Annotated in this window: 22 protein-coding genes; 13 read left to right on the plus strand and 9 right to left on the minus strand. The window is 59.7% G+C overall.

Going from position 1 to position 25,653, the window contains the following annotated elements:
* Nucleotides 1-6: 6 nt before the first annotated feature.
* From KGB07_RS08370 to KGB07_RS08390, 5 genes are all read right to left on the minus strand, one after another.
* Nucleotides 7-1,035 carry a histone deacetylase family protein gene (locus tag KGB07_RS08370; protein WP_046038884.1) on the minus strand — a complete coding sequence of 343 codons (1,029 nt, stop codon included), beginning with the start codon at nt 1,033-1,035 and terminating at the stop codon, nt 7-9.
* A gap of 137 nt (nt 1,036-1,172) precedes the next feature.
* A complete protein-coding gene (locus KGB07_RS08375; protein WP_046038886.1) occupies nt 1,173-2,171 on the minus strand; it encodes an AraC family transcriptional regulator in 999 nt (332 codons plus the stop codon).
* Nucleotides 2,172-2,333: 162 nt separating this feature from the next.
* Entirely contained in the window at nt 2,334-3,338 is a 1,005-nt protein-coding gene (locus KGB07_RS08380) for an asparaginase (protein ID WP_046038889.1), read from the minus strand.
* Nucleotides 3,339-3,445: 107 nt separating this feature from the next.
* The gene (locus KGB07_RS08385; protein ID WP_046038890.1) at nt 3,446-4,897 is read right to left on the minus strand and encodes an alanine/glycine:cation symporter family protein; all 1,452 of its coding nucleotides are present in this window, start codon (nt 4,895-4,897) and stop codon (nt 3,446-3,448) included.
* Between the two features lie 496 nt (nt 4,898-5,393).
* Nucleotides 5,394-6,818, minus strand: coding sequence for an aspartate ammonia-lyase (locus tag KGB07_RS08390; protein ID WP_046038891.1), 1,425 nt, complete (start codon nt 6,816-6,818; stop codon nt 5,394-5,396).
* A gap of 180 nt (nt 6,819-6,998) precedes the next feature.
* On the opposite strand from KGB07_RS08390, the gene KGB07_RS08395 reads away from it, so the two are divergent.
* The gene (locus tag KGB07_RS08395) at nt 6,999-7,901 is read left to right on the plus strand and encodes a LysR substrate-binding domain-containing protein (protein ID WP_046038892.1); all 903 of its coding nucleotides are present in this window, start codon (nt 6,999-7,001) and stop codon (nt 7,899-7,901) included.
* A 53-nt stretch (nt 7,902-7,954) separates the two neighbouring features.
* Here KGB07_RS08395 and KGB07_RS08400 read toward each other — a convergent pair whose 3' ends face one another.
* Nucleotides 7,955-8,653 carry a hypothetical protein gene (locus KGB07_RS08400; protein ID WP_185754756.1) on the minus strand — a complete coding sequence of 233 codons (699 nt, stop codon included), beginning with the start codon at nt 8,651-8,653 and terminating at the stop codon, nt 7,955-7,957.
* A 447-nt stretch (nt 8,654-9,100) separates the two neighbouring features.
* Between KGB07_RS08400 and purE the strand changes: the two genes are divergently transcribed.
* The 4 genes from purE (at nt 9,101) to KGB07_RS08420 (ending at nt 11,663) form a co-directional block, all read left to right on the plus strand.
* Entirely contained in the window at nt 9,101-9,592 is a 492-nt protein-coding gene (gene purE / locus KGB07_RS08405; RefSeq protein ID WP_046038893.1) for a 5-(carboxyamino)imidazole ribonucleotide mutase, read from the plus strand.
* A gap of 11 nt (nt 9,593-9,603) precedes the next feature.
* Entirely contained in the window at nt 9,604-10,686 is a 1,083-nt protein-coding gene (locus KGB07_RS08410) for a 5-(carboxyamino)imidazole ribonucleotide synthase (protein ID WP_223465195.1), read from the plus strand.
* A 107-nt stretch (nt 10,687-10,793) separates the two neighbouring features.
* Nucleotides 10,794-11,039, plus strand: a complete 246-nt coding sequence (locus KGB07_RS08415) for a GlsB/YeaQ/YmgE family stress response membrane protein (protein ID WP_218439879.1) — start codon at nt 10,794-10,796, stop codon at nt 11,037-11,039.
* 87 nt (nt 11,040-11,126) lie between these two features.
* Nucleotides 11,127-11,663, plus strand: a complete 537-nt coding sequence (locus KGB07_RS08420; RefSeq protein WP_223465197.1) for a DUF3299 domain-containing protein — start codon at nt 11,127-11,129, stop codon at nt 11,661-11,663.
* Between the two features lie 138 nt (nt 11,664-11,801).
* Here the strand turns inward: KGB07_RS08420 and KGB07_RS08425 are convergent, their stop codons facing one another.
* Both KGB07_RS08425 and KGB07_RS08430 read right to left on the minus strand, forming a co-directional pair.
* On the minus strand, nt 11,802-12,701 hold the full coding sequence (locus KGB07_RS08425; protein WP_046038897.1) for a D-hexose-6-phosphate mutarotase: 900 nt from the start codon (nt 12,699-12,701) through the stop codon (nt 11,802-11,804).
* Between the two features lie 69 nt (nt 12,702-12,770).
* On the minus strand, nt 12,771-13,175 hold the full coding sequence (locus tag KGB07_RS08430; RefSeq protein WP_007942704.1) for an acyl-CoA thioesterase: 405 nt from the start codon (nt 13,173-13,175) through the stop codon (nt 12,771-12,773).
* Between the two features lie 362 nt (nt 13,176-13,537).
* Between KGB07_RS08430 and KGB07_RS08435 the strand changes: the two genes are divergently transcribed.
* The 8 genes from KGB07_RS08435 to KGB07_RS08470 all read left to right on the plus strand — a co-directional run bounded on the left by KGB07_RS08435 (nt 13,538) and on the right by KGB07_RS08470 (nt 24,153).
* On the plus strand, nt 13,538-14,836 hold the full coding sequence (locus tag KGB07_RS08435) for an MFS transporter (protein WP_046038899.1): 1,299 nt from the start codon (nt 13,538-13,540) through the stop codon (nt 14,834-14,836).
* Between the two features lie 169 nt (nt 14,837-15,005).
* A complete protein-coding gene (locus tag KGB07_RS08440) occupies nt 15,006-16,007 on the plus strand; it encodes a phosphate ABC transporter substrate-binding protein PstS (protein WP_007992839.1) in 1,002 nt (333 codons plus the stop codon).
* Nucleotides 16,008-16,419: 412 nt separating this feature from the next.
* Nucleotides 16,420-18,453 (plus strand): ABC transporter permease subunit, encoded by a 2,034-nt coding sequence (locus KGB07_RS08445; protein WP_185754760.1) that lies wholly within the window; start codon nt 16,420-16,422, stop codon nt 18,451-18,453.
* Nucleotides 18,454-18,468: 15 nt separating this feature from the next.
* Nucleotides 18,469-20,139: a phosphate ABC transporter permease PstA gene (gene pstA / locus KGB07_RS08450; protein WP_046038904.1), complete on the plus strand. Its 1,671-nt coding sequence runs from the start codon at nt 18,469-18,471 to the stop codon at nt 20,137-20,139.
* A gap of 116 nt (nt 20,140-20,255) precedes the next feature.
* Nucleotides 20,256-21,089, plus strand: a complete 834-nt coding sequence (pstB, locus tag KGB07_RS08455) for a phosphate ABC transporter ATP-binding protein PstB (protein ID WP_007971742.1) — start codon at nt 20,256-20,258, stop codon at nt 21,087-21,089.
* A gap of 111 nt (nt 21,090-21,200) precedes the next feature.
* Nucleotides 21,201-21,962: a phosphate signaling complex protein PhoU gene (phoU, locus tag KGB07_RS08460; protein WP_046038908.1), complete on the plus strand. Its 762-nt coding sequence runs from the start codon at nt 21,201-21,203 to the stop codon at nt 21,960-21,962.
* Between the two features lie 169 nt (nt 21,963-22,131).
* A complete protein-coding gene (locus KGB07_RS08465; protein WP_046038910.1) occupies nt 22,132-23,034 on the plus strand; it encodes a response regulator in 903 nt (300 codons plus the stop codon).
* Between the two features lie 222 nt (nt 23,035-23,256).
* Nucleotides 23,257-24,153, plus strand: coding sequence for a peptidoglycan DD-metalloendopeptidase family protein (locus KGB07_RS08470; protein WP_046038912.1), 897 nt, complete (start codon nt 23,257-23,259; stop codon nt 24,151-24,153).
* A gap of 65 nt (nt 24,154-24,218) precedes the next feature.
* On the opposite strand, the gene KGB07_RS08475 is transcribed toward KGB07_RS08470, so the two are convergent.
* The gene (locus KGB07_RS08475) at nt 24,219-25,559 is read right to left on the minus strand and encodes a hemolysin family protein (protein WP_046038913.1); all 1,341 of its coding nucleotides are present in this window, start codon (nt 25,557-25,559) and stop codon (nt 24,219-24,221) included.
* Between the last annotated feature and the right edge of the window lie 94 nt (nt 25,560-25,653).

Below are 25,653 nucleotides of genomic sequence, written 5' to 3' on the forward strand. Positions count from 1 at the left end.
TCCTCATTAAGCGCTTTCAAAACCTTCGAGAACGTTCACGGCATTGATGCCGATTTCTTCCACGGCATAGCCGCCTTCCATGACGAACAGCGTGGGTTTGCCGAGCGCCGCGATGCGCTTGCCCATGGCCAGGTAATCCGGGCTGTCGAGTTTGAATTGCGAGATCGGATCGTCCTTGAAGGTATCGACGCCCAGGGACACCACGATGATGTCGGCGCCGTAGCTTTCGATCTCTTTGCAGGCTTGTTCCAGCGCTGCGCTCCAGGTGTCCCAGCCTGAACCGGCGGCCAGCGGATAGTTGAAGTTGAACCCTTCGCCAGCGCCTTCGCCGCGTTCATCTTCATAGCCGAGGAAGAACGGGAACTCGGCTTCCGGGTGACCGTGGATCGAGGTGAACAGCACGTCGCCGCGCTCGTAGAAAATCGACTGGGTGCCGTTGCCGTGGTGGTAGTCGACGTCGAGGATCGCGACTTTTTTGTGGCCCTGATCGAGGAACGCCTGGGCGGCGATGGCGGCGTTGTTGAGGTAGCAATAACCACCCATCAAATCGCTGGCGGCGTGGTGTCCCGGTGGACGGCACAGGGCGAAAGCAGAACGGGCGCCGCGCTGGATTTCCGCTTGGGCGGTGAGGGCAACTTGTGCTGCGCTGTACGCCGCTTGCCAGGTGCCGGCAGTGATCGGGGCGCCGCCGTCGAAGCTGTAATAACCGAGCTGGCCGTGCAGGCTGGTGGGTTTGACCTGGCGTAAGGTGCGGGACGGCCAGGTGTAGGGCAGCAGGTCACCGTCGGTGTTGAATTCGGTCCAGCGTGTCCAGGCACCCTTGAAGAAATCGAGGTAGTCGCGACTGTGAATGCGCGCGATGGGCTCCAGGCCGAAATTCTTTGGCGCTTCGACTGGACCAAGGTTCTGGTTCTGCACGCGTTGCAGCACATGATCGGCGCGCGATGGCATCTCGAAGCACGGCTTGAGCTGGCCGTCGATGAGTTCGCAGCGGCCATGGTGCAGGTGGTGATCGTCAGAGTAGATCGTCAGCATTTCTTGTTCTCCGCAGGGCTGATTCGGTTGCCCCCAGTGTTGCGGCGCACGGCGAATCGGAGAACGACAGGAAAGGCCAAAAGGGGATCGATATGGCCAAAACATTTGACCGAAATTCGCCCCTTGCTCCCGCAGGATTATCCGTGTGGCCGAAACTGGCTGGGCGCCACACCACTCCAGCGCACAAACGCATGGCGAAAACTCGCGGTCTCGCTGAAGCCCAACGCCTCGGCAATCTGATAGATCGGCAATTGATCTTCGCAAAGCATTTGCTTGGCCTGCTCGAAGCGCAGTTCGTCGAGCAGTTCCTGATAGCTGCAACCCATGTCCTTGAGATGCCGGCGCAAGGTCCGCGCCGAACAGTTCATTTGCTCGGCCAGCCCCTCTAGCCCGGGCGCGGCATTCAATTGCGCGCTGAGCAATTGGCGGATCCGTCCCAGCCAGGCTTGGCGTCCGGTGAACTCGATATTCTGTTTGCGGCAGCGTTCGGCCATGGCTTGATGGGTGATGACATCGGCCAGTGGCAGTGGCTGGTCGAGCCAGCGCTTGTCGAAGGCGAAGGCGTTGTTCCTCGCGCTGAAGTGCACTGGGCAGTTGAAGTGTTCGGCGTAGGTCGCTTCGTAGTCGGGCGCGGCATGTTCGAAGCGTGCGCCGAGCAAGGGCAGGGAATGGCCGAGCAGATCGTCGCAGGTGACTTTCAGCGACACCAGGCAGAACTCGGCGTTGAACACCGCCATGGCCGGGCTCTCGCGGTAATCGGCGGCGGCGAACCAGATGCGCTCGCCATCGTCTTCCAGGCTCAGTTCGAAAAGTGTTCCCAGCAGCGCCGGATAGCGCATTGCCAGACGCAAAGCGTCACCGAAGGTGGCACTGGTGAGCAGGGCGTAACCGAGCATGCCGTAGCAGGAAACGTGCATCCGCCGACCCAGTTCCAGGCCGATGTCACGCTTGAGGGCAACGGCGTTGGCACAGACCTGCATTTCCTGATTGGTGGTGATGCGCGTGTCGGCACGGTTCAGATCCGCCGCACTGATGCCGCTACCGGCCAGCAGCGCTTCGCTGGACAAGCCTTGTGCCTTGAAGGCATCGAGCACCAGGGAGACCGCGTTGAGCGTGGTGAGGTGGGAGTGGAGCATGAGGACTTCCAGCCTTGGGATGGCTGGAGCGCAGCAAGTTGTATGCCGGGTGATGCCCCCTGTGGGAGCGAGCCTGCTCGCGATAGCGATCTACCATTCACATTGATGTGACTGATCCACCGTTATCGCGAGCAGGCTCGCTCCTACAAGTGTGGTGTGGTGTCAGCTCAGTTCGCCGCACAGGTCGAGTTCGACAAGCCGACGGACTTCGCCCGTTTCAAGCCCCGCACCCAACAACCCATGCAATTTGCCGAACGCCGCTTCACGGGTCATGCCGCCACCGGACAACACGCCCACACCGCGCAAGCGACTGCCGGCTTCATAGACGTCCAGTTCAACCCCGCCTTCGTGGCATTGCGTGACGGCTGCCACGACCACGCCGTTGTCCCGCGCACGTGCGAGGCTGGCGAGAAACCCGGGGTTGTCGCTCGGGCCGGTGCCGCTGCCGTAGCACTCCAGCACCAGGCCCTGAATGCCGCTGTCGAGCAAACCATCCAGCACCTCGGCGCTGATGCCGGGAAACAGCGGCAGCACCGCGACGTTCGCCAATTGTTTGGGCTGGTTGTAATTCAGCTGCGACGGAACCGAAGTCGCCTTCACTCCGCCGCCATGACGCTCCAGGCGCTTGAACGGATGCCGACCAAAACTGCGCACTTTGGCGCAACGGGTCGGGTCCAGCAGTTCGCCGTGGAAGTACAGATGCACGCCCGGCGCCAGGCCCTGGCCCAGTGCAACCAGCGCACCGCCGAGGTTTTCCCAGGCGTCGCTGTCAGTGACGCCGGCCGGCAGCATCGAGCCGGTGAAGCACACGCGGGCATGCAGGCCGAGCAACTGGAAACTCATGGCGGCCGCGCTGTAGGCCAGGGTGTCGGTGCCATGCAGGATCAGCACGCTGTCGCAGCCCTGAACATCCACCGCATCGACCACTGCTTCACGCAACTGCTGCCAGTACGTCGGCGTCATGTTGGCGCTGTCGATAAGCGGCGACATCTCGCGAAAGCGCCATTGCGGCACCACCAGTTCAGGCTGGCTGTGCAGATAGTCGCGCATTCGCGCTTCGAAGCCCGACGCCGGAGCCAGGCCGTTGGCACTGGCCTGCATGCCGATGGTGCCGCCGGTGTAGAGCACCATCACGTGCTGGGCGGCAGGGTAGGTCGACGAATTCATGAGGATTCTCCGAAAGGAAGAGTTCCTGTGGGAGCGAGCAAGCTCGCTCCCACAGTTTTTCGAACTTTAACTGACGGGCGCTGGGGGCGCGCCTGTCATTTCACCTGTCAGCGTTGCGCTGCGGGTACACCTTGCGGCTCAACTTCAGCCTTGCCGACTGCGGCAGGCGGGTTGGCCGGCCACGCCTGGCGATCCAGGTCCAGATCCGGGAACTTGGCGGAGTCGAACACCGGAGTCTTGATGCCAGCGGCGCGCTGGTCATCGTAGTCACGCAGGATGCGCATGCCGACCTTGAACAGCAGGAACAGCGCGATCAGGTTGACGAACGCGAGCATGGTCATGGTGATGTCGGCGAAGGCAAATACGGTGCCGAGGTTTTCGATGGCGCCCCAAAAAATCAGCACCAGTACCAGCGCGCGATAGCCCATCAGTGCCTTGCGGTTTTCACCGATCAAAAAGCGCAGGTTGCTCTCGCCCAGGTAGTAGTTGTAGAGGATCGAGGTGAACACGAACAACGCCAGGGCCACGGAGATGAACATCCGGCCCCAGTCACCGACTACGGCGGCCAGCGAGTTCTGGGTCAGGGCAATGCCGTCGCCTTCGAAGCCCGGGGTGTAGAAGCCGGAGAGCAGGATCAGCAGCGCGGTGCAGGTGCAGATCACGAAGGTATCGAGGAACACGCTGAACGCCTGAACCACACCTTGTGCCACCGGGTGCTCGACCGCCGCGACAGCCGCCACGTTCGGCGCACTGCCCAGGCCTGCTTCGTTGGCGAACACACCACGCTTCACGCCCATGACGATGGCGCTGCCGATCAGGCCGCCGAAGGCCTGATCCAGACCGAAGGCGCTCTTGACGATGGTCATCAGCATGCCCGGCACATGGTCGAACTGCAGCACGATCACGTAGAGGGTCACGCCGATGTACACCAGGGTTTTCACCGGCACCAACAGGTCGGCGACCTTGGCGATGCGCTTGATCCCGCCGATGAACACCAGACCCAAAAGCACAGCCAGACCGATGCCGGTGTAAGTGGTGTCGAGGCCGAACGCGTTGTTCAACGAGTGCGTCACGGCGTGGGCTTGCAGGCCGTTGAAGGCGAAGCCGAACGTCACCAGCAACAGGAACGCCATCAGCATGCCCAACCAGCGTTTTTGCAAACCATGCTGGATGTAATAGGACGGGCCGCCACGGAACTGGCCTTCGGAATCGCAACGCTTGTAGAGCTGGCCGAGGGAGCATTCGAAGAAGCTGCTGGACATGCCGACCAGCGCGGTCACCCACATCCAGAACACAGCACCCGGGCCACCGAGGGTCACGGCAATGCCGACCCCGGCGATGTTGCCCGCACCGACGCGGCCGGCGAGGCTGAGCATCAGGGCCTGGAACGAACTGAGTTGCCCGGCGCTGCTTTTGAGGCTGTCGCGGAACACCGCGAACATGTGGAAGAAGTGACGCAATTGAACGAAACGCGAGCGGATCGTGAAGTAGCTACCGAGCCCGACAATGAGCACGATCAGTACTTTCCCTGAGAGGAAGTCGTTAATGACTTCGAGCATGGATTATTCCTCGCTGTTTTTTGTGTAGGCAAATGCTCGCCGGGCAGACACATCGAGTTACACCCCTTGGCGCACGGCACAATGGGCGGTTCGACGTTCGTCCCGGTTTCATATCGCGGGTTTGTTATTAGTTCGGGTTTCGCATGGGTTGTGGCCTCGCTACCGACGACCGCTCATGCGAAGAGGGGCGGCACTATACCGATGACAGTGCCGTTCGTCTGCACGGTTGTGGTGCATTCGGTGAAGCGAAGCCTTTGAAACACCTGACATTTTTTTGTCAGGCTCTTGTGGGAGCGAGCCTGCGCGCGATGCGGTCACCACGGTTTACAGCTACACCGCGTAATCGTTCATCGCGAGCAGGCTCGCGCCCACAGAAGACGTTTGTCCTTTTAAACAGTTAAAAAAAAGGGCCTGGAGACTAATCTCCAAGCCCTCAAAAGGTGAGAGGTGTCTAGTCCCTCGACCTGGTGAGCGGTGCTACAGGTAACGCGTCGGGTTATGCCTTCAAAGGCACCAGACGCGGAGCAATCATGTTTTCCGGGCGCAGGATGTCGGCGAGCATGGCTTCGTCGAGCAAACCTTCTTCGCGCACCAGTTCCAGCACGCCGCGGCCGCTTTCAAGGGCAAGGCCGGCGATGCGGGTGGCGTTTTTGTAGCCGATGTACGGGTTCAGTGCGGTGACCAGGCCGATCGAGTGCTCGACCAGTTCACGGCAGCGTGCTTCGTTGGCGGTGATGCCGACGATGCAGTGCTCGCGCAGCATGTCCATGGCGCGTTGCAGCAGGCGGATCGAGTCGAAGATCTTGAAAGCGATCAGCGGCTCCATCACGTTCAGTTGCAGCTGGCCGCCTTCGGCCGCGATGGTCAGGGCCAGGTCGTTACCGATGATCTGGAACGCCACCTGGTTGACCGCTTCCGGAATAACCGGGTTGACCTTGCCTGGCATGATCGAACTGCCTGGCTGACGTGCCGGCAGGTTGATCTCGTTGATGCCGGTGCGTGGGCCGCTGGACAGCAGGCGCAGGTCGTTGCAGATCTTCGACAGCTTGACCGCGGTACGCTTGAGCATGCCGGAGAACAGCACGAAGGCGCCCATGTCGGAGGTGGCTTCGATCAGGTCGGCGGCCGGTACCAGCGGTTGACCGCTGATCACTGCCAGACGCTGAACGGCCAGGTGCTGGTAACGCGGGTCGGCGTTGATGCCGGTACCGATCGCGGTGCCGCCCAGGTTCACTTCGGTCAGCACTTCCGGAGCCAGGGTTTTCAGGCGTGCCAGGTCTTCGCCCAGGGTGGTGGCGAACGCACGGAATTCCTGACCCAGGGTCATCGGAACGGCGTCTTGCAGCTGGGTACGCCCCATCTTCAGGACGTGGTTGAATTCTTCACCCTTGGCCGCGAATGCCTGAATCAGGCTGTCGAGGCTGGCCAGCAGGGCGTCGTGACCCAGCAACAGACCCAGGCGGATAGCCGTTGGGTAGGCGTCGTTGGTCGACTGCGCCATGTTGACGTCGTCGTTCGGGTGCAGGTACTGGTATTCGCCTTTCTGGTGGCCCATGGCCTCCAGAGCGATGTTGGCGATGACTTCGTTGGCATTCATGTTGGTCGAAGTGCCAGCGCCGCCTTGAATCATGTCCACCACGAACTCTTCGTGGAAGTCGCCGCGGATCAAACGTGCACAGGCTTCGCTGATGGCGGCGTGCTTGGCTTCGCTCAGGTGACCCAACTCACGGTTGGCGTCTGCGGCGGCCTGTTTAACCATGGCCAGACCGACAACCAGTTTCGGGTAGTGCGAAATCGGAACGCCCGAAAGGCGGAAGTTATTCACCGCTCGCAGGGTCTGGATACCGTAATACGCTTGAGCCGGTACTTCGAGGGCGCCAAGCAGGTCATTTTCTGTGCGGAATGATGCAGCGGAGGACATGATAGAAATCATCTCAATATGGACCCGGTCTGTGCCGGAACGCTGCGAATGCTAGGCCTGTGGAGAATTTTGGGCCAATGCTGTTAAACACTAGGCTATGCATATTCGGCATAATGCCCGTGTGACGCCGGCTTGACGGCGAACGTGTGACCTAAATTGGTGCGTGTCCGGGAGGGCGTGATGAATCTGGAAAGCAAATGGCTGGAGGACTTCAGTGCCCTGGCCGCCACCCGCAGTTTCTCCCAGGCCGCCGAGCGGCGCTTCGTGACGCAGCCGGCGTTCAGTCGGCGAATCCGCAGCCTGGAGGCGGCGCTGGGACTAACCTTGGTCAACCGTTCGCGTACGCCGGTGGAGCTGACGGCGGCAGGGCAATTGTTTCTGGTCACCGCGCGCACCGTGGTCGAACAGCTCGGCGAAGTGCTGCGCCATCTGCATCACCTGGAAGGCGGACAGGGCGAAGTGATGCAGGTCGCTGCCGCGCACTCCCTGGCACTGGGTTTCTTTCCGCGCTGGATCGCGCAGTTGCGCAACGAGGGCCTGAACATCGCCACGCGGCTGGTGGCGACCAACGTCGGCGACGCCGTGCACGCCTTGCGCGAAGGCGGCTGCGATCTGATGTTGGCGTTCTACGACCCGGACGCGGCCATGCAGATGGACCCGGAAATCTTCCCCTCGCTGCACCTTGGCCACACCGAGATGCTGCCGGTGTGTGCCGCCGACGCCGACGGCAAACCGCTGTTCGATCTGGAAGGCGAAGGCAGCGTGCCGCTACTGGCGTACAGCGCCGGTGCGTTTCTCGGCCGTTCGGTGAACATGCTGCTGCGTCAACGGGCGCTGCGCTTCACCACGATTTACGAAACCGCCATGGCCGACAGCCTGAAAAGCATGGCCCTTGAAGGCCTGGGCATCGCCTGGGTGCCGCAATTGAGTGTGCGCGCCGAATTGGCGCGGGGTGAGTTGGTGGTCTGCGGCGGCCCGCAATGGCACGTGCCGCTGGAGATTCGTCTGTACCGCTGTGCGCTGGTACGCAAGGCGAACGTGCGGTTGTTGTGGCGCAAGTTGGAGGGTGGGGCGGGTGCCTAATGGTGTGCGCTGGAGCCAGTTCGCGGGCTCCAGTTTTATTACTGTCGGGTCGATTAAGGAGCATCGCTCAGGAAGGCACTGATCCTTTGACGGTTTGCATTGGTATAAACATGACAGGCGCTGGTCAAATAAGTTGGGGCCGGCATCATGTAACTATCGCACCACCAACCACTCCTATACAGCAATTCGCCGTTTTCATGACTGGCATCGAGCATATGCCCAATTTCATGTCCGACATATAATTCACGGATCAGTGAAGCAATACCGAATTGTTGACCGGCGCCAGCGATGCCTGCTGCTTGGTTGTTAAGTTGGTTTTTTGTAACTAAAAGAAATTTTGTTGTTTTGTTGTAAGGTAAGTTTTTTTCGTTTCTATATTTTAGAGCTAACACTTTCCATTTGTTAGCAGTGGCTTGATGGTCTTCGTTTTCATAAACAAAATTGGTATAGGGTTGCAAATTTCGAATAAATTGAATGGACACCCGGCGCCCGGTAAAGCCTTCGATTTCCTTGATCAAGGGAAGGAAAAACTTCTCAAAAATCTGTGACTGTGGTTCTTTTACATCATCGTGGATGAACGTATTGATAAATATCGTATGCTTGCTCACGTTGGGCGCCTCAAATGGTTGCAACGCTGGCTTATCTTTTTCTGAGGGCCAATGCGTATCATCAATGGGGATGGTCGCCTGTGTAGAGCTGGTAATAAATAAAATTGCGAAAAGCATTGGTTTTAATTTGGTTGATATATTCATGTGTGATTTTACTGATTCTATAGTTAGGTAGAATTGTGTGGCCTCAATTGGCTGTGGGGATTAATAATTCAAAATAACTTGGTTGTGCACTGCTGATATGTGTCGGAAGGTGTTGTGCGGGGGGCTGGTTTGCAGTTGGTTTGTGTGGTTGGTTGTTAATTGAGTGCGCCCTGGTATTTGTTGTCAGTGCTACATTTTTTACTAACACTGAGTGAATTAACGCAGTTGTGCGGATTGACTTTTGAGTCAGTAAAACAAGGCTTTTTGTCCAGAACCCAATATCGACAGATGGTCACAACAGGGGCTGTTTATCTGCTTCATTGAGGTATACTGCGCGGCCTTCGGCCGGTTACGACCGGCCATAATTCGTACAATCAAGCCACGCATCCTGCGTGGCTTGTTGTTTTTTGACGCGCCTGCGGGCGCCAAGAGAGAAGAGGCACGACGATGAGTGCACTGGTTGGCGTGATCATGGGCTCCAAGTCCGATTGGTCCACCCTTAGCCACACCGCCGATATGCTGGAAAAGCTCGGCATCCCCTACGAGGTGAAAGTGGTCTCTGCCCACCGTACTCCGGACCTGCTGTTCCAGTACGCTGAAGAAGCCGAGGCGCGTGGCATCGAGGTGATCATCGCCGGTGCCGGTGGTGCGGCCCACTTGCCAGGTATGTGTGCGGCCAAGACCCACCTGCCGGTGCTGGGCGTACCAGTACAATCCGCAATGCTCTCGGGCGTTGATTCGCTGCTTTCTATTGTACAGATGCCCGCGGGCATTCCGGTTGCCACCCTGGCCATCGGCAAGGCGGGCGCGATCAACGCAGCGCTGTTGTCGGCGAGTATCCTTGGCGCCAAGCACCCGCAGTTCCACGCGGTGCTGAAAACCTTCCGTGCTGAGCAGACAGACAGCGTCCTGGACAATCCAGACCCACGCATCGCCTGAGGTTGTTGACGATGAAGATCGGTGTAATCGGTGGCGGCCAGTTGGGTCGCATGTTGGCACTGGCGGGCACTCCGCTGGGCATGAATTTCGCTTTCCTGGACCCAGCTCCGGATGCTTGCGCAGCCGCGTTGGGCGAACACCTGCGAGCCGATTACGGCGATCAGGATCACTTGCGTCAGCTGGCCGATGAAGTCGATCTGGTGACCTTCGAGTTCGAAAGCGTTCCGGCCGAGACCGTGGCTTTCCTGTCGCAATTCGTCCCGGTCTACCCGAGCGCCGAAGCGCTGCGCATCGCCCGCGATCGCTGGTTCGAGAAGAGCATGTTCAAGGACCTGGGGATTCCTACCCCGGCGTTCGCCGACATTCAGTCCCAGGTTGATCTGGACGCCGCCGTGGATTCCATCGGTCTGCCGGCGGTGCTGAAGACCCGTACCCTGGGTTATGACGGCAAGGGGCAGAAAGTCCTGCGCACCCCTGAAGATGTGGTTGGCACCTTTGCCGAACTGGGCAGTGTGGCCTGCCTGCTGGAAGGCTTCGTGCCGTTCACCGGCGAGGTCTCGCTGATCGCCGTGCGTGCCCGCGACGGTGAAACCCGCTTCTATCCGCTGGTACACAACACCCACGAAAGCGGCATCCTCAAGCTTTCCGTGGCCAGCACCGATCACCCGTTGCAAGCCCTGGCCGAAGACTACTCCAGCCGTGTGCTCAAGCAGCTGGATTACGTCGGCGTGATGGCGTTCGAGTTCTTTGAAGTCGACGGTGGCCTCAAGGCCAACGAAATCGCCCCGCGGGTGCACAACTCAGGGCACTGGACCACCGAAGGCGCCGAGTGCAGCCAGTTCGAAAACCACCTGCGGGCCGTTGCCGGTCTGCCGTTGGGTTCGACCGCCAAGGTTGGGGAGAGCGCGATGCTCAACTTCATTGGCAAAGTGCCGGACACCGAGAAGGTCGTGGCCATCGCTGATTGCCATCTGCATCACTACGGCAAGGCGTTCAAGGTCGGCCGCAAGGTCGGTCACGCCAACCTGCGTTGTGCGGATCGTGAAACGCTGACCGCGCAGATCCTCAAGGTCGAGGCGCTGATCGCCGAATAGTTTTTTATGTGCAACGGTGGAACCTTAAGGTCGCGCCGTTCTCTCATGGCAGGTTGCGAAAGTCTGACTAGGCTTTCGAATAGGTACTTCATTGAGAGGGGAATGCCATGGGAATTATCGGAACCATCTTTATCGGCTTGATCGTCGGCCTGCTGGCACGGTTCCTGAAACCTGGCGATGACAGCATGGGCTGGATCATGACGATTCTGCTCGGTATCGGCGGTTCGCTGGCGGCCACTTACGGCGGTCAAGCCTTGGGCATTTACCAGGCCGGTCAAGGCGCCGGCTTCATCGGGGCGCTGGTGGGTGCGGTTGTGTTGCTGGTGATCTACGGACTGATCAAAAAGAGCTGATCCAGGCAACAAAGTCCTCTCGGCCACGCAAGCCGGGAGGGCTAGAATGCTCGGCGTTTCCTGATCCTTCCTATACCGAGCACCTTCATGCGCCGTTTTTTGTTGACTCTTGTTTTACTGGGTTCGGGCCTTGCCCATGCCGGCGAACTGCCGGAAACCGACTGGCTCGAACTGATGCCAAAGTCGGACCAGAAGGCCCTCGAGGCCATGCCTGAAATCGACCACAACTCCCCTGAATCCAATGGCACTTTCACCGACAAGGGTGGGATGAAGCAGGCCAAAGGCTTGCCGGCGGTGATGTACTCGACCAAGACCGTTGCGTCGATGAACGACAAGAACATCCGCATTGGCGGTTACCCCGTGCCGCTGGAGTCCGATGCCAAGGGCCGCAGTACGTTGTTCTTCCTGGTCCCGTACCCGGGCGCGTGTATCCACGTGCCCCCGCCACCGCCCAACCAACTGGTGCTGGTGCGCTATCCAAAGGGCCTGAAACTGAACGATATCTACACGCCGCTGTGGGTCACCGGCACGCTGAAAGTCGAGAAGGTCAGCAATGACCTGGCCGATGCGGCGTATGCGCTGGATGCGCAGAATGTCAGGGTAGTGAAAGAGTCGGATTTGTAACGCGCCGTCAGATGGCATGGCACAAAAAACTGTGGGAGCGAGCTTGCTCGCGATGAGGTCATAACATTCAACATTTATGTTGCCTGTTACACCGCCATCGCGAGCAAGCCCGCTCCCACATTTGTTATGTGGTGTTGCTTAGAGCTGCTTGCTACCGACGCTCACACCCAGGGTATGGCTCGCCCCTGGTTTCAGGTTCACCACATCGCCCATCACGTTCGCCGTCTCGATGCACAGCATGCGCTGCCAGCCATCGTCGGCCATGTCGCTGAACGCGGTGGCGCGGTCGATCCATGGGTTCCAGATCACCGCGGTGCGCGAGCCAATGCTGGTCAGTTCGATGCGTCGCTCCCAAGCTGGATCGACGATGCTCAACTGCGACGGGACGTCCAGGTAGATGCGATCTGTCTCGCCGGTAAAACGCAAATCACCGGTCTGGGTAACGGTTTTCCAGTTGTCCAGCGTTTCGATGTAGCTCAGGCCATCCACACCTTCGACATGCACTTCGCGCACATCGCTGACGGCAAAGTAACTGTGCAGCGCCTGACTGATGCTGACGGTTTGAGCGCCCCGGTTGTGGCTGATCAGATGGATGTGCAATTGCTCGTCGAGGCGAATGCTCAACGTCAAATCCACCTGGTGCGGCCAGCCGGGAAAGCCGCCTTCGGGGTAGGGCAGGAGGAATTCGACCTTCAGGCTTTCGCCTTCGGCTTCGATGCCACCCAGCTCCCAATCCATCGCTCGCACGAAGCCGTGAGCCGACGGCGCTTCATTGCTGGTGCGCATCGCCTGAACGCTTTGCGGGTTGCGCGCAAAGTTGCCGAACCACGGCCAGCACACCGGCACGCCGGCACGGATGCTCTTGCCGGTCTTGAACACGGCCTCGTCGTTGAGCCAGATCAGCGGCGGCTGGCCGGCCAGTTGATAGCTGAGGATGTGCGCGCCTTGTTGGGCCACCAGCAATTCGGCCTGACCGTGGCGTATGCGCCAGCAGTTCAGTTCATCCAGTTTTACGGCTTCAACATTGGGCGTGCTCATGGGACAGCTCTCGATCAGTAACGTGGACGACTATCGACCGCAAAACGGCTACCAGGTTTAGACGTTCTTTCAACGAGCCCGCGGGGGAACCGAACGGGTGCGCCCGCTGCCGTCGATGGCAACGAACACAAACACCGCTTCGGTCACTTTACGCCACTCGCTGGACAGTGGATCGTCGCTCCAGACCTCGACCATCATCTTGATCGAGCTGCGGCCGATTTCCAGGGCCTGGGTATAAAAGGAGAGCTGAGCGCCCACCGCCACCGGAACCAGAAAGGCCATGCGGTCGATTGCAACGGTGGCAACGCGCCCGCCGGCGACCTTGCTGGCCATCGCGGTGCCTGCCAAATCCATCTGCGCCACCAGCCAGCCGCCGAAAATATCGCCAAAGCCGTTGGTTTCGCGTGGGAGCGCGGTGATTTGCAGGGCCAGGTCGCCTTGCGGGATCGGATCTTCTTGTTCGAGTTCTATCATGCCGGGGGTGCCTCTGACCCGTGACTCTTCGTTGGTATTGCTGGTGGTAGCCGTCTTCGGGAAAAACGATTCAGCACCGAACATACTACGTTCGTCACGTTTTCCATAAGGCGCCTAAAGGGAAACTCTGCGAAATCGCCTATGAACCTGACAGGCGCTTTCGCACAGCAACCCCTCAAAAACCGGAGCAGCTTTGAGTATATCGGTCGGTAGACTCCGCGACGACCGTCCGGTTCTCATTTTGACCGTCAAAAACGCACCTCTATGTGCTTTTTCGAACAATTTGCTATCGTGCCGGACCTGCCCAAACCTCAGCCAGCGTTGTTGAGGTTGCAGATCCGACTATAAGAGAAGCCCTTGCCATGACCACAGCGCCCTCGAGCATCGCGCAGCCAGACCAACCCGCACGTCCGCTGACCCGCAACGACTACAAGACTCTATCGCTGTCTGCCCTGGGCGGCGCGCTGGAGTTCTACGATTTCATCATCTTCGTGTTCTTCGCCACGGTGGTGGGCAAGCTGTTCTTCCCGGCGGACATGCCTGAGTGGCTACGCCTGATGCAGACCTTCGGCATCTTCGCCGCCGGCTATCTGGCGCGGCCGCTGGGCGGCATCGTGATGGCGCACTTCGGCGACCTGCTGGGCCGCAAGAAAATGTTCACCCTGAGCATTTTCATGATGGCCGTGCCGACCTTGATCATGGGTTTGCTGCCGACTTATGCGCAGATCGGCATGTGGGCGCCGATCCTGTTGCTGTTGATGCGGGTGATCCAGGGTGCGGCCATTGGCGGTGAAGTGCCGGGGGCGTGGGTCTTCGTTTCCGAACACGTTCCGCAACGACATGTCGGCTACGCCTGCGGCACCCTGACCAGCGGCCTGACGGCGGGCATCCTGCTCGGTTCGCTGGTCGCCACGGCGATCAACAGCCTCTATACCCCGGTGGAAGTAGCGGATTACGCCTGGCGGATTCCGTTCCTGCTGGGTGGCGTGTTCGGTCTGTTTTCGGTGTACCTGCGTCGCTGGTTGCACGAAACCCCGGTGTTCGCAGAACTGCAACAGCGCAAGGCCTTGGCCGAAGAGGTACCGCTGCGGGCGGTGCTGCGTGACCATCGTGGCGCCATCGCCATTTCGATGCTGCTGACCTGGCTGTTGTCGGCCGCCATCGTGGTATTGATCCTGATGACCCCGACTGTGTTGCAGACGGTCTACCACTTCTCGCCAACCACGTCCCTGCAGGCGAACAGCGTGGCGATCGTGTTCCTGAGCTTTGGTTGCATCATTGCCGGCGCACTGGCCGATCGCTTCGGTGCGGGACGAGTGTTCGTGATCGGCTGTGCCGCGCTGCTGGCCAGTTCCTGGACCTTCTATCACAGCCTGGCCGATCATCCCGACTGGCTGTTCCCGATGTATGCCCTGACCGGTCTGCTGGTCGGCACCATCGGCGCGGTGCCGTATGTGATGGTCAAGGCGTTCCCGCCAGTGGTGCGTTTCAGCGGACTGTCGTTCTCGTACAACGTCGCCTACGCGATTTTCGGCGGCCTGACGCCGATGATCGTCAGCCTGTTGCTCAAGGAGAGTGCGATGGGGCCTGCTTATTATGTGGCGGTGCTGTGTGGGGTCGGGATTCTGGTAGGTGCATATCTCTGGAAGAAGGGCCGCTGATAGCGAGCGATCACAGCACTCCTCACATCTACAGTTACAACTGAAAGGCCAGCCTTCCGAGCGGAGTGCTGGCCTTTCATCCAATTGTCATATTTCAGCCATAGAGTGTTCACACGGCCTGCTGATACTTGGCCCCGACTTAACACACCCTATCTGCTAGGAGTAAGGCATGAAACTGAAGCGTTTGATGGCGGCAATGACTTTTGTCGCTGCTGGCGTTGCGACTGCCAACGCGGTTGCCGCTGTTGACCCTGCTATCCCGAGCTACACCAAGACCACTGGTGTGTCGGGCAACCTGTCCAGCGTTGGTTCCGATACCCTGGCCAACCTCATGACCCTCTGGGCTGAGAACTACAAAAAAGAATACCCGAACGTAAACATCCAGATTCAGGCCGCTGGCTCCGCCACTGCGCCACCTGCGCTGACTGAAGGCACCTCCAACCTGGGCCCGATGAGCCGCAAGATGAAGGACACCGAACTGGCTGCCTTCGAGCAGAAGTACGGCTACAAGCCAACCGCTATCCCGGTTGCCGTGGACGCCCTGGCTGTATTCGTACACAAGGACAACCCGATCCAGCACCTGACCATGGAACAGGTCGACGCGATCTTCTCGTCCACTCGTCTGTGCGGCGCTAAAACCGAAGTCAAAACCTGGGGTGACCTGGGCGTGACCGGCGACCTGGCCAACAAGCCGGTTCAACTGTTCGGTCGTAACTCGGTATCCGGCACCTACGGCTACTTCAAGGAAGAAGCCCTGTGCAAAGGCGACTACAAGCCTAACGTGAACGAACAGCCAGGTTCGGCTTCGGTCGTGCAGTCGATCAGCTCTTCGCTGAACGGCATCGGTTACTCGGGCATCGGCTACAAGACCGCTAGCGTGAAAACCGTTGCTCTGTCGAAGAAAGGCAGCACCGAGTTCATCGAAGACACCGAAGAAAACGCCCTGAACGGCAAGTACCCGCTATCCCGCTTCCTGTACGTGTACGTCAACAAAGCCCCGAACAAGCCTCTGGCCCCGCTGGAAGCCGAGTTCGTGAAACTGGTTCTGTCGAAACAGGGCCAGGAAGTTGTAGTGAAAGACGGTTACATCCCACTGCCGGCCAAAGTAGCTGCCAAAGCTCTGGCTGACCTGGGTCTGGCGGAAGGCGGCGCTGAAGTCGCAAAAAAGTAACAAACTGAGTCTAGAGTGAACCCCTCTGGACTCACATGGGGGCGGCAGGAGCCGCCTCCATACACCTCAAATTCTCTATCCGCTGCTGGTTACCGCCAGCGGCGGATTTGTTGCGTCACTGCACTGTCATCTTTCTGTCATACAGGATCGCTAGGGTGTGCGAATGAATGATCTGGCCAATTCCAACATGACTACTAATCCCCCCAAGCGAATTGATTTCAATACGCCTGAGTTGCAACGCAAGCGCCGCATTCGCGCGCTCAAAGATCGCCTGACCCGCTGGTACGTCCTCGTTGGCGGCCTCGCTGTACTGGGTGCGATCACCTTGATCTTCTTCTTCCTTGCCTACGTCGTCGCTCCCCTGTTCCAGGGTGCCAGCCTGACCGCCAAGGACGCCATCACGCCAGCCTGGATGCAAGACGCCGGCAAGCCGCTGATGATCTCCCTGGAAGAACAGAACCAGGTTGCGATGCGGGTTTCCGACAAGGGCCAGGCATTGTTCTTCGACATCGACAGTGGCGCCGAACTCAAGCGCGTCGATCTGTCGATCCCGGCCGGCATCACCGTGACCTCCATCGGTGAAGACCAGCCAGGTCACCCGCTGGTGGCGGTGGGTCTGTCCAACGGCCAGGCCCTGGTGTTCCGTCACACATATAAAGTCAGCTACCCGGAAGGCAAGAAAACCATCACCCCGGCCGTCGAGTACCCGTACGGCGAAGCGCCGATCGCGGTCAACGAAGCCGGTGGTGCGCTGGAGCACGTCAGCCTCAACGCCAACGATTCGACCCTGATGCTGGTCGGCTCCACCGGTTCGCAACTCAATGTCCTGTCGCTGACCAGCGAAGAGAACATGATGACCGGCGAAGTCACTAACGAGCAGAAGCGCATCGAACTGCCGCAAATGACCGAGCCGGTGAAGAATATTTTCGTCGACCCGCGTCAGCAGTGGCTGTACGTGATCAACGGACGCGCCCAGGCCGACGTGTTCAGCCTGCGCGACAAAAGCCTCAACGGCCGCTACAAACTGGTGGAAAACGGCGAAACCGAAGTCACCGCCAGCACCCAGCTGGTGGGCGGCATCTCGCTGATCATCGGTGACTCCAAGGGTGGTCTGGCCCAGTGGTTCATGGCTCGCGACCCCGATGGCGAGCAACGTCTGAAGCAGATTCGCACCTTCCAGATGGGCACCACGCCTATCGTTGAAATCACTGCCGAAGAACGCCGCAAGGGCTTCGTTGCCCTCGACGCTTCCGGCAAGCTTGGCGTGTTCCACAGTACCGCCCACCGCACCTTGCTGGTGGAACCGGTCGCTGAAGGCCAGGGCATTTTCGGTCTATCGCCTCGTGCCAACCGCCTGATCGTGGAAGCTGGCGGCAAGTTGCACCCGCTGCTTCTCGACAACCCGCACCCGGAAGTCTCGTGGAGCGCGCTGTGGAGCAAGGTCTGGTACGAGAACTACGACGAGCCTAAATACGTCTGGCAATCGACCGCCGCCAACACCGACTTCGAACCCAAGCTGAGCCTGTCGCCGCTGACATTCGGTACCCTGAAAGCCGCGTTCTACGCCATGCTGCTGGCCGCACCACTGGCCGTTGCCGCTGCGATCTACACCGCGTACTTCATGGCTCCGGGCATGCGCCGCAAGGTCAAGCCGGTGATCGAGTTGATGGAAGCAATGCCGACGGTGATCCTCGGTTTCTTCGCCGGTCTGTTCCTCGCACCGTATGTGGAAGGGCATTTGCCGGGCATCTTCAGCCTGCTGATGCTGCTGCCGATCGGTATTCTGGTCGCCGGTTTTACCTTCAGCCGCCTGCCTGAGTCGATCCGCCTGAAAGTCCCGGATGGCTGGGAAAGTGCGCTGCTGATTCCGGTGATCCTGTTTGTGGGCTGGCTGTCGCTGTACATGAGCCCGTTCATGGAAAACTGGTTCTTCGGTGGCGACATGCGCATGTGGATCTCCCACGACCTGGGCATCACCTACGACCAGCGCAACGCCCTGGTGGTCGGCCTGGCCATGGGCTTCGCGGTGATCCCGAACATCTACTCCATCGCCGAAGACGCCGTGTTCAGCGTGCCTCGCGGCCTGACCCTGGGCTCCCTGGCCCTCGGTGCCACGCCGTGGCAGACCATGACCCGCGTGGTGATCCTCACCGCGAGCCCGGGCATCTTCTCGGCGCTGATGATCGGCATGGGCCGTGCGGTCGGTGAAACCATGATCGTGTTGATGGCTACCGGTAACACCCCGGTCATGGAAATGAACCTGTTCGAAGGCCTGCGCACCCTGGCGGCCAACGTTGCAGTGGAAATGCCCGAATCGGAAGTCGGCGGCAGCCACTACCGCGTGCTGTTCCTCTCGGCGCTGGTGCTGCTGTTGTTCACCTTCGTCATGAACACCCTCGCGGAACTGATTCGTCAGCGTCTGCGCAAGAAATACTCGTCGCTTTAAGAAAGGTAGAAGTCTGTGAAACAGAACTCCCTGAAAGGATGGTTCAAGAGCGGCGCCCCCGGCGTCTGGATCAGCGGTGGCGCGGTGTCCATCGCGGTCATCATGACCATTGGCCTGCTGGCAGTGATTGCCGTGCGCGGCCTGGGTCACTTCTGGCCGGCGGATCTGATCCATGCCAGCTACGACGTGCCGGGCCAGGGCCAGCACCTGGTCATTGGCGAAGTGGTGCAGAAAGAAGAAGTGCCACGTGCCCGCCTGAAGAGCGCCGGCCTGCCGGTGCCTGACGAAGGCCCTGAGTTCATGACCCGCGAGCTGATCAAGGTCGGCAACCGTGACCTGAACGGCAACGACTTCACCTGGATCGTCGGCGAGTGGCTGACCAAACAGACGACGCCGCCGGAGCTGATGGCCATCGAGCGTCGCGAGTGGGGCAATTTCTACGGCTACCTGGTCAACGTCAAACAGGATGGCAAGGTTGTCGCTGAAGGCGAAGCCGCATGGCCTGAGTTGCAGGCCCGTGTCGACCGCGTCAACAAGCTGGCTGCACAGCTCAAGAACCTGGAAAAAACCGACATCGGCGCGATCAACGCCGGTCTCGAGCGCATCCGTCTGCACGGTCGCAAGCTGGAGCTCGATGGCAAGCTCGACGCCACCGCACAAGCGGACATGGAATCGGAGCGCGCCGAACTCAATGCTCGCTATCAGGATGTTGAAGCGCGCCTGACCGATCTGCATGCGCAGTTCAACCGTGACAGCCTGACCGCCCGCGATGCGAACGGTAAGGAAATCGAAATCGGCATTGGCAAAGTGGTGCACGCCTATCAGCCGAACGCCATGAGCACGACCACCAAGATCGGTTTCTACTTCAGCAAGGTCTGGGAGTTCCTGAGCGACGACCCGCGTGAAGCGAACACCGAAGGCGGGATCTTCCCGGCCATCTTCGGCACCGTGATGATGACCCTGATCATGGCGATGATCGTGACCCCGTTCGGCGTGCTGGCAGCGGTGTACCTGCGTGAATACGCCAAGCAGAACGCGCTGACCCGGGTGATCCGCATCGCGGTGAACAACCTGGCGGGCGTTCCGGCCATCGTTTACGGCGTGTTCGGCCTGGGCTTCTTCGTCTACGTGCTGGGTGGCTCGCTTGACCGTCTGTTCTTCCCTGAAGCACTGCCGGCACCGACTTTCGGTACGCCGGGTCTGCTCTGGGCTTCGCTGACCCTGGCGCTGCTGGCGGTGCCGGTGGTGATCGTGGCCACCGAAGAAGGCCTGGCGCGGATTCCTCGCACTGTGCGTGAAGGCTCGTTGGCCCTCGGCGCGACCAAGGCTGAAACCTTGTGGAAGATCGTGCTGCCGATGGCCAGCCCGGCAATGATGACCGGCATGATCCTCGCCGTGGCCCGCGCCGCGGGTGAAGTGGCGCCGCTGATGCTGGTGGGTGTGGTGAAACTGGCGCCGTCGCTGCCGGTGGACGGTAACTACCCGTACCTGCACCTGGACCAGAAGATCATGCACCTGGGCTTCCACATCTATGACGTCGGCTTCCAGAGCCCGAACGTCGAAGCCGCACGACCGCTGGTGTACGCAACGGCGCTGCTGCTGGTGCTGGTGATCGCGACATTGAACCTGTCGGCGGTGTACATCCGTAACCACCTGCGCGAGAAGTACAAGGCGTTGGATAGCTGATTTCTTATGTGGGAGCGAGCCTGCTCGCGAAGCTTTTGGCGCCAGTGATGGCCCCTTCGCGAGCAGGCTCGCTCCCACAAAAACCGAACCGAATTTGTTAGCACAGGGAGCCTCCCATGCAGCACGAAGCACATACCCACGGCATCAACATGTCGGCCCTGGGTCGCGACAAACAGAGCCTGAACCTCGAGCAGGAAACCGTAGCCATTGAAGTACCGGGCCTGAGCCTGTTCTACGGCGAAAAACAAGCGCTGTACGATGTCAGCATGAACATCCCGAAACAGCGCGTGACCGCCTTCATCGGCCCGTCCGGCTGCGGCAAGTCCACGTTGCTGCGTACCTTCAACCGCATGAACGACCTGGTTGACGGCTGCCGCGTTGAAGGCGAGATCAACCTGTACGGCAACAACATCTACCGCAAGGGTGAAGACGTGGCCGAGCTGCGTCGTCGCGTCGGCATGGTGTTCCAGAAGCCCAACCCGTTCCCGAAAACCATCTACGAAAACGTGGTTTACGGCCTGCGCATCCAGGGCATCAACAAGAAGCGTGTGCTCGACGAAGCCGTTGAGTGGGCGTTGAAAGGCGCGGCACTGTGGGACGAGGTCAAGGACCGTCTGCACGAGTCGGCACTGGGCCTGTCCGGTGGTCAGCAGCAGCGTCTGGTGATCGCCCGCACCATCGCCGTTGAGCCGGAAGTCCTGCTGCTCGACGAACCGTGCTCGGCACTCGACCCGATCTCCACGTTGAAAGTCGAAGAGCTGATCTACGAACTGAAATCCAAGTTCACCATCGTGATCGTGACCCACAACATGCAACAGGCGGCGCGGGTGTCCGACTACACCGCGTTCATGTACATGGGCAAGCTGGTCGAGTTTGGCGATACCGATACCCTGTTCACCAACCCGGCGAAAAAGCAGACCGAAGACTACATCACCGGTCGCTATGGCTAGCAGCAGCCACGAGCCGCAAGCTTCAAGCGGCAAGTCAGGGCGGTTCGAGTACGACACACATCAGCTTGCAGCTTGTAGCTTGCAGCTCACAGCTTTTGCGGAGCAGACAACATGATTTCTAAGGAAGGCCTTACACACCACATCTCCCAGCAGTTCAACGCCGAACTGGAGGAAGTGCGCAGCCACCTCCTGGCCATGGGCGGGCTGGTCGAGAAACAGGTCAACGACGCGGTCACCGCGCTGATCGAGGCCGACTCCGGCCTGGCCCAGCAGGTGCGTGAGATCGACGACCAGATCAATCAGATGGAACGCAACATCGACGAAGAATGCCTGCGCATTCTGGCCCGTCGTCAGCCGGCGGCTTCCGACCTGCGCCTGATCATCAGCATTTCCAAGTCGGTGATCGACCTGGAGCGCATCGGTGACGAAGCGACCAAGATCGCCCGTCGCGCCATCCAGCTTTGCGAAGAAGGTGAAGCGCCGCGCGGTTACGTCGAAGTGCGCCACATCGGTGACCAGGTGCGCAACATGGTCCGCGACGCATTGGACGCCTTTGCCCGTTTCGACGCCGAACTGGCCTTGTCGGTGGCGCAGTACGACAAGATCATCGACCGCGAATACAAGACCGCCCTGCGTGAGCTGGCCACCTACATGATGGAAGACCCGCGTTCCATTTCGCGGGTTCTGAGCATTATCTGGGTGTTGCGTTCGCTGGAGCGTATCGGCGACCACGCGCGCAATATCTCGGAGCTGGTGATCTACCTTGTACGCGGCACCGACGTGCGACACCTGGGTCTCAAGCGCATGAAGGAAGAAGTCGAAGGAACCAGTGGCGAAAGCGCTAATGTTCCGGGCAAAACTGACGATAAGTAAGGTTGCCCAAGTAAAGCGCCCGGCCTTTTGGCCGGGCGTTTTTGTTTGTGGCTTACAAATTCGAAAAGCAGCACCCCGCGAACGAAAAGTCCGGCGTGACTGAAGGTTTTTTGGCAATGTGCCATCAGCAAGGCGGTATGCTGGCCGGGATTTTTTAAAGGGGTTTTGGATGAGTAAGGTCAGTGTGTTGGTCGTGGACGACGCGTCGTTCATTCGTGACCTGGTGAAGAAGTGCCTGCGCAATTATTTTCCGGGCATGCGGATCGAAGACGCGATCAACGGCAGAAAGGCCCAGGCCATGCTGGCCAAGGAAGCCTTCGACCTGGTCCTTTGCGACTGGGAAATGCCGGAAATGTCCGGCCTGGAACTGCTGACCTGGTGCCGCGAGCAAGACAACCTCAAGGCCATGCCTTTCGTGATGGTGACCAGCCGTGGCGACAAGGAGAACGTTGTCCAGGCGATCCAGGCCGGAGTTTCCGGTTACGTCAGCAAGCCGTTCACCAACGAGCAACTGATCACCAAGGTCAAGCAGGCGCTGCACAAGGTCGGCAAACTCGATGCCTTGATCAACGTCGCCGCGACCAAAACCAGCCCTGCCTTCGCTAACGACTCCCTTGCCGCCTTGACCGGTGGCAAGGCCCCCGTCGTCACGCCAACGGCCGCACCCGCACCGTCCAAAGGCTTGCTCAACAGTCCGCCGGTCAAGGCGCCTGCGGCCTCTTCGGCACCCACCAGTGGCCGTGGCCAGGGTCAACTGCGTTTGCCAAACGGTATCGCGCAATGCGTGATCAAGGCCTTGAGCCTCAAGGAAGCCCTGTTGGTGGTCAAGCGCACCGAGACCCTTCCGCAGATCCTCGACAGCGCCGTGCTGGACCTGGAGCAGGGCGATAACGCCGAAGTCGCCCGCCTCAATGGCTACCTGCACGCCGTCGTGGCTCACGAACCGAAGCCCGACAGCGATTGGCTGCAACTGACCTTCCGTTTTGTCGACCAGGATGCACAGAAGCTCGATTACATCTCGCGCCTGATTGCGCGTGGTACGGCGCAGAAGCACTTCATTCCTGGCGCTTGATATAGCGTCGCCTGACAGTCCGCTTTCGCGAGAAGGCTCGGTCCCACATTTGTAATGCGTTCTCTTGTGGGAGCGAGCTTGCTCCGGGCGGCGATCCGACGATGGGGTCATCACGGTTACCGCACATCTGCTGAACACCTTTTCTGAAACATCTGCCGACTACCCGGGTCCATTGCAGCTGCTAGGCTCCATCCCAGATCTCACTCGACAGAATCCTTGCTCATGTTCACGCGCCTGCTGCTTTTATGTGGCCTGTTCATGGTCGCCAACTCGGCCATGGCCATGACCATCTACAAATCCAAAGATGTCTATGGCGTGGTGTCCTACAGCGACCGCCCCAGCAAAGGCGCCCATGTGTTCGTTTTTCGCGATGGCATGGTCGAGCACCTTGAGCGTCAGGTGCGCCTCATCATCATGAAGAAGAACGGCGTGCACAGCGTGTACGTGCGCAATGACCTGTATGCACCGGTAGAAGTCGAATTGAGTTTTGCCGGGGTGAAGAACGCCAGCGGTGTGCCGGGCGGGACGATTCGGCGCGTGATACCGCTACGCAGCAGCGTTCGCCTGGCGCAGTTCACGGCGACTAAAGGTGGAAAGCCGATAGCGTACGTCCCGAAGTTCAATTACTCCCTGGGCGACCCCTCAGGACCCACGGTGGGCTATCGGTACCCGTTGCCCTGGCGTGGCGGACCGTTCCGGATAAGCCAGGGCGCCAATGGCCCCTACAGCCACTTCGGGCCCAAGAGCCGTTACGCCATAGACATCGCGATGCCTGAGGGCACGCCGATCATTGCTGCGCGAGGCGGGGTGGTGGTGAAAACCGAGAACAGACAGAGCGGACGCGGCACCGACGCATCCGGCAATTTCGTGCGGGTGCTGCACGATGACGGGACCATGGGTGTTTACCTGCACCTGAAGAAAGGCTCGGTCTGCGTTCGGGAAGGTCAGCGGGTAACGGTAGGGAATGCGCTGGCGTTGTCCGGTAACACCGGCAACAGCACCGGGCCGCATTTGCATTTTGTGGTGCAGCGCAATACGGGGCTGGGGCTGGTATCGATTCCGTATCAGTTCAACCAGCCGGTCAGCGCGCTGCCCAACTTTGCGTTGGGCAAGCAGTGATCACGGCGCAGAGGGTGCAAGAGGCTTTTGTGGCGAGGGAGCTTGTCGGATCGCCACAACTGCAATCAATCCAGCATCAACACCTTGGCCAGAACGATCTTCGGCCCTTTCATCTTCTTGATGATGATCCGCAGGCCTTCGACTTCCAGCACTTCTTCCTCTTCGGGAACCCGCTTTAGGCTCTCGTAGACCAGCCCGGCAAGGGTTTCGGCTTCGACGTGGTCGAGGTCGATGCCCAGCAGTCGCTCAACCTTGAACAGCGGCGTATCGCCCCGCACCAGCAGTTTGCCCGGCTGATACGCGAGGATCCCGCGTTCGGCCTTGCGGTGTTCGTCCTGGATGTCGCCCACCAGCACTTCCAGCACGTCTTCCATGGTCAGGTAGCCGATGATGTTGCCGTCGGCCTCTTCGACCACGGCGAAGTGCGAGCCGCCCTTGCGGAACTGTTCCAGCAACTGCGACAGCGGCATGTGCCGCGACACCCGCTCCAGCGGGCGGGTCAGTTCGGCGAGGTTGAACGACTCGGGAATGTGGTCCAGAGCCGCCAGTTCCAGCAGCAGATCCTTGATGTGCAGCAGGCCGACGAACTCCTGGCGCTCGCTGTCGTACACCGGGTAGCGGCTGAACTTGTGGCGACGGAACATCGCCAGGATCTGCTTGAGCGGCGCGTTGAACTCCAGGGTCACCAGGTCTTCGCGAGAGTTGGCCCAGTCGACCACTTCCAGTTCGCCCATTTCCACCGCCGAGGCCAAGACACGCATGCCTTGGTCGCTCGGGTCCTGGCCACGGCTGGAGTGCAGGATCAGTTTAAGTTCTTCACGGCTGTAATGGTGTTCGTGATGCGGGCCGGGCTCACCTTGGCCTGCAATGCGCAGGATGGTGTTGGCGCTGGCGTTGAGCAGGTAGATGGCCGGGTACATGGCCCAGTAGAACAGGTACAGCGGCACGGCGGTCCACAGCGACAGCAACTCGGGTTTGCGGATCGCCCAGGATTTCGGGGCCAGTTCGCCGACCACGATGTGCAGGTACGAAATGATGAAAAAGGCGGTGAAGAACGATATGCCTTTGACCACTTCGTCCGATTGGACGCCCACCGCGCTGAGCAGCGGTTCGAGAATGAGTGCGAACGCCGGCTCACCGACCCAGCCAAGGCCCAGGGAGGCTAGGGTGATACCCAGCTGGCAGGCAGACAGGTATGCGTCGAGCTTGCTGTGTACGGTGCGCAGGATGTGCCCGCGCCAGCCATGTTTATCAGCGATGGCCTCGACCCGGGTCGAGCGCAATTTGACCATGGCAAACTCCGCCGCAACGAAAAAACCGTTGAGCAAAACCAGGATCAGAGCAAAAAGAATCATGCCGAAGTCGGCGAAAATTGTAGCGAGGGTCAAGCCAGGGGAAGGGTCCATGATGGAGTTTTGCGGGTTCCGTGAATTCGAGAAGGAAAGAAAAAACTGCGCCTGAAAAGCAGGCGCAAGTCAGCCAATGTAGCGGCTGACCGGC

This window comes from Pseudomonas sp. GL-RE-26, assembly GCF_019956275.1.
GTDB classification, from domain to species: Bacteria; Pseudomonadota; Gammaproteobacteria; order Pseudomonadales; family Pseudomonadaceae; genus Aquipseudomonas; species Aquipseudomonas grandcourensis.

Coding starts and splice junctions, on each gene's coding strand:
- pstB (WP_007971742.1), top strand. CDS start 20,256: ATGCAGCACGAAGCACATACCCACGGCATCAACATGTCGGCCCTGGGT.
- purE (WP_046038893.1), top strand. CDS start 9,101: ATGAGTGCACTGGTTGGCGTGATCATGGGCTCCAAGTCCGATTGGTCC.
- KGB07_RS08415 (WP_218439879.1), top strand. CDS start 10,794: ATGGGAATTATCGGAACCATCTTTATCGGCTTGATCGTCGGCCTGCTG.
- KGB07_RS08390 (WP_046038891.1), bottom strand. CDS start 6,818: ATGTCCTCCGCTGCATCATTCCGCACAGAAAATGACCTGCTTGGCGCC.
- KGB07_RS08385 (WP_046038890.1), bottom strand. CDS start 4,897: ATGCTCGAAGTCATTAACGACTTCCTCTCAGGGAAAGTACTGATCGTG.
- KGB07_RS08420 (WP_223465197.1), top strand. CDS start 11,127: ATGCGCCGTTTTTTGTTGACTCTTGTTTTACTGGGTTCGGGCCTTGCC.
- KGB07_RS08375 (WP_046038886.1), bottom strand. CDS start 2,171: ATGCTCCACTCCCACCTCACCACGCTCAACGCGGTCTCCCTGGTGCTC.
- KGB07_RS08430 (WP_007942704.1), bottom strand. CDS start 13,175: ATGATAGAACTCGAACAAGAAGATCCGATCCCGCAAGGCGACCTGGCC.
- KGB07_RS08380 (WP_046038889.1), bottom strand. CDS start 3,338: ATGAATTCGTCGACCTACCCTGCCGCCCAGCACGTGATGGTGCTCTAC.
- KGB07_RS08410 (WP_223465195.1), top strand. CDS start 9,604: ATGAAGATCGGTGTAATCGGTGGCGGCCAGTTGGGTCGCATGTTGGCA.
- KGB07_RS08470 (WP_046038912.1), top strand. CDS start 23,257: ATGTTCACGCGCCTGCTGCTTTTATGTGGCCTGTTCATGGTCGCCAAC.
- KGB07_RS08465 (WP_046038910.1), top strand. CDS start 22,132: ATGAGTAAGGTCAGTGTGTTGGTCGTGGACGACGCGTCGTTCATTCGT.
- KGB07_RS08435 (WP_046038899.1), top strand. CDS start 13,538: ATGACCACAGCGCCCTCGAGCATCGCGCAGCCAGACCAACCCGCACGT.
- KGB07_RS08475 (WP_046038913.1), bottom strand. CDS start 25,559: ATGGACCCTTCCCCTGGCTTGACCCTCGCTACAATTTTCGCCGACTTC.
- KGB07_RS08440 (WP_007992839.1), top strand. CDS start 15,006: ATGAAACTGAAGCGTTTGATGGCGGCAATGACTTTTGTCGCTGCTGGC.
- KGB07_RS08370 (WP_046038884.1), bottom strand. CDS start 1,035: ATGCTGACGATCTACTCTGACGATCACCACCTGCACCATGGCCGCTGC.
- KGB07_RS08445 (WP_185754760.1), top strand. CDS start 16,420: ATGCAAGACGCCGGCAAGCCGCTGATGATCTCCCTGGAAGAACAGAAC.
- KGB07_RS08395 (WP_046038892.1), top strand. CDS start 6,999: ATGAATCTGGAAAGCAAATGGCTGGAGGACTTCAGTGCCCTGGCCGCC.
- KGB07_RS08425 (WP_046038897.1), bottom strand. CDS start 12,701: ATGAGCACGCCCAATGTTGAAGCCGTAAAACTGGATGAACTGAACTGC.
- phoU (WP_046038908.1), top strand. CDS start 21,201: ATGATTTCTAAGGAAGGCCTTACACACCACATCTCCCAGCAGTTCAAC.
- KGB07_RS08400 (WP_185754756.1), bottom strand. CDS start 8,653: ATGAATATATCAACCAAATTAAAACCAATGCTTTTCGCAATTTTATTT.